The organism is Actinosynnema sp. (genome assembly GCF_052038725.1).
On record NZ_JBQGCX010001538.1, the window covers coordinates 1 to 2,635 of the forward strand.

A 2,635-nucleotide genomic window follows, 5' to 3' on the forward strand; every position below is an offset into this window, starting at 1 on the left:
CGGGGTAGGACCCGTGCACCCGCCCGTCCTCGTCCACCGGCGAGTCCACGTTGTCCACCCCGTTGTCCGGCAGCTCGGACCGCATCCCCGACCGGCCGACCGCGCGCACCGACATCAGCGCGTCGGTGAGCGCCGGGAACAGCCGCTGCCCCAGGTAGAACGCGAGCGCAGCGTCGCCCACCGGCACCTCGCGGCGGGGGCGCTCGGCGGCGCGCAGCACGGCCTCGGCGACCAGCTCCGGCGCGTACACCGGCGGCGGCGGCTTGGGCAGCGAGCCGACGCGGCTGCGGCAGTGCTCGAAGAACGGGCTGTTGATCGCGGCGGGAAGCACGGCGGTGACCGCGATCGGCTCGCCGTCGTGGGCGAGCTCCACCCGCAGCGCGTCGTAGAACGCCCGCACCGCCGCCTTGCTGGCCGCGTACGGGGCCTGGAGCGGAGCCGAGCGCAGGCCGAGCACGGACGCGACCCCGATCAGCACTCCCCCGCCCGCCCGGCGCAGCGCGGGCAGCGCGGCCTTGGCCCCGTGCACGTGCCCGAGGTAGTTGACCCGCATCACCCGGTCGAACTCCCCGGCGGGCGTGTCCTCCACCCGCCCGTACACCCCGATCCCGGCCGCGTTGACCCAGGTGTCCACCCGCCCGAACCGCTCCACCGCCACCTCGGCGACCGCGCGCACCGCCGCCTCGTCGGCGATGTCCGCCGTCACCGCGACCGCCCGCCCACCCGCGCCCCGGACCTCCTCGACCAGCCCGTCCAGGGCGCGGGTGTTGCGCGCCGCGCACACCACGCGCGCCCCCGCAGCCGCGAACCGCAGCGCGGTGACCCGCCCGATCCCCGACGACGCGCCCACCACGACGACGACCTGCTCCGCCAACCTCCTGGGCATGTGACCTCTCCTCGTCCCGGATCGCGAAATGCGGCGGGTACCCGGAGGAACGCCGTCCACGCGTCCCGGAGGGGTGTCCGGCGAGGAATTGCGCCATCGGGTTCCCCCGCGCATAGCCGCCCGGTTCACGGGTAGTTCCCACCGCGACAGGCAGGACCGACCAGCGGAGGAGGAGACCCATGGCCACCGGTGAGACCGGCTTCGACGACGTCAGCTTCGACCTGATCTCGGTGCAGTACCACTCCCTCAAGGCGGGGCACGACTACGGCCAGTACGTCCGCGACGCCGACAACGCGGGCCGCCAGGACATCGCGGACTTCTTCCGCCGCGTCATGGACGAGGACGCCGCGCGCGCCAAGGAGTGCCACCGGTTCCTGGCCGAGCTGACCGGCAGCAGCGAGTCCGGCCCGGCGATGAGCTGACCGTCCGCGAAGGACTGTCCACTGTGTACACCAGTGCGGTCCCCCGCCGGGGGGTCGGCCGGGGACCGCGCTCGCCCGCCCGCTGACCCGCGCGATCACACCACCGCGACGCTCCGCGCGGCGTCGGCGATCTGCTCCAGGCGGGTCACCACCTCGCCCACCGGGGGTAGCGCGAGCAGGGTCCGGCGCGCGTGGCGCGCCCTCGCGGTGAAGCGGGGATCGGCCAGCACGGTCCGGCAGGCGTCCGCCAGGTCGGCGGGCGAGCCGTCCACCACCCGCACGCCCAGCCCCAGCGCGGCGACCCTGGCGGCGTTGTGCGGCTGGTCGCCGAACAGCGGGGCGGCGACCATGGGCACCCCCGCCCGCACCGCCTCGCGCACGCTGTTGGCCCCGGCGTGGGTGACGAACAGCTGCGCGCACTCCAGCAGCAGCGGCTGGGGCGCCCGCTCGACCACGCGCACGTGCGGCGCGCCCGGCGGGACGCGGTCGACCGGGATGCCCCCGGTGGACACCACCGCGGCGCAGTCCACCTCGGACAGGGCCGCCACGAGGCCGCCCAGCGCCTCCACCGGATCGGCGACCAGCGCGGTCACGTCGTCGCGGCGCCACAGGGCGGCCAGCGCGATGCCGACCGCCCCGTACACCAGCGGGCGGGACGGGTCCAGGTCGGCCACCCACGCGGGCAGCGACCGGCCGTCGGGCGACGGCGGCCGGTAGGCCAGGCACGGGCTGAGCGGGACGCCGAGCAGCGAGTACTCGCGCGGCAGGCAGTCGACGTGGCCGTGCCGGTGCGCGCCGAGCGGGTCGGCCGAGGTGGGCAGGCCCTGCTCGGCGCGGCGCTCGTTGAGCCGGGGCAGCACGGCGGCCGGGTCCAGCTGGTTCGTCGTGCCCGAGGGCACGGTCAGGCAGGGCAGCCCGCGCTCCTCCGCGACGAGCAGGCCGGCCAGCTCCATGCCGTCGCGCAGGACCAGGTCGGGCCGGAAGCGGTCGACGACGGGGCGCAGCCCGGTCAGCGCCTCCCGCAGCAGCGGCCTGCCCGCGATGACGTCGACGATCGCGGCGACGCCGGGGTAGTCCGTGCCCGGCCTGGCCGGTGGCGCGACGCCCCCGAGCCGCTCCACCCAGAACCTCGCCTGGTCGGGCAGCGCCTCGACCGAGGGCAGGCCGCGGCCCCGCAGGCCGGGCGCGGCGCTGGGGGCCGTGGCCACGAGCACCTCGTGCCCGGCGTCCAGGACCGCGCGCCCGAGCACGAGCATCTCGTGCGCGTGCGACGGGGCCCCGGTGACGGTGAACAGAACGCGCAACTGTCTTCCTCCGTGCTGGGGCC

General features: G+C 76.4%; 3 protein-coding genes. 1 reads left to right on the top strand and 2 read right to left on the bottom strand.

The window, feature by feature from the left end; all coding sequences use genetic code 11:
• Window positions 1-886, bottom strand: an 886-nt coding sequence (locus tag ACTUAL_RS32300; protein WP_440902883.1) for an SDR family oxidoreductase, incomplete at its 3' end; no start/stop codon positions are given.
• 179 nt (window positions 887-1,065) lie between these two features.
• Between ACTUAL_RS32300 and ACTUAL_RS32305 the strand changes: the two genes are divergently transcribed.
• Entirely contained in the window at window positions 1,066-1,308 is a 243-nt protein-coding gene (locus ACTUAL_RS32305; RefSeq protein WP_096494008.1) for an acyl carrier protein, read from the top strand.
• A 95-nt stretch (window positions 1,309-1,403) separates the two neighbouring features.
• On the opposite strand, the gene ACTUAL_RS32310 is transcribed toward ACTUAL_RS32305, so the two are convergent.
• Window positions 1,404-2,612, bottom strand: coding sequence for a glycosyltransferase (locus ACTUAL_RS32310; RefSeq protein WP_440902884.1), 1,209 nt, complete (start codon window positions 2,610-2,612; stop codon window positions 1,404-1,406).
• Between the last annotated feature and the right edge of the window lie 23 nt (window positions 2,613-2,635).